Source organism: Campylobacter sp. RM15925 (assembly GCF_012978775.1).
GTDB classification, from domain to species: domain Bacteria; phylum Campylobacterota; class Campylobacteria; order Campylobacterales; family Campylobacteraceae; genus Campylobacter_A; species Campylobacter_A canis.
Genome location: NZ_LIWP01000037.1, coordinates 1 through 417 on the forward strand (window position 1 = coordinate 1; position 417 = coordinate 417).

Genomic DNA, 417 nt, shown 5'->3' on the forward strand with positions numbered 1-417 from the left:
TCTATAGGAGCGCTTGCGGGCATAGCTCTTAGACTTAGCGGAAATGACGGAAGGATAAAAGGCAAAATAAGACTTCAAAAAGATGAGATGAGCGTACAAGAGCTTTTAAATTTGGGCTTTATAGATGAAATTTTGGATGAAAATTTTAAACAATTGTATAAAGACGAAATAGCCTTAACGGGCTTTGATGTAAAGCTTATAGTTAGAAATTTTAGAGCTGTTTTGATTGTAAAAAGAAATAAAAACGGCAAATTTAAAGCCTACGATATAAAAGATCTTAGAGGCTTTTAGTGGCTAAATTTGACTGTTCTGATGAGCGCGGTGTCTTCTTGAAAGGTGAATTTGATTACTAAAGTGCTAAAATTTCAGCAGGAGAATGCGATAAATTTCTGCTTGACAGCGATGAGGACGAGATCG

The 417-nt window shown here is 35.5% G+C and carries 1 protein-coding gene; it reads left to right on the plus strand.

The window, feature by feature from the left end; all coding sequences use genetic code 11:
• Positions 1-291: hypothetical protein (locus tag CDOM15925_RS09930; protein WP_211436734.1), on the plus strand; the 291-nt coding region annotated here is incomplete at its 5' end.
• Positions 292-417: the final 126 nt, after the last annotated feature.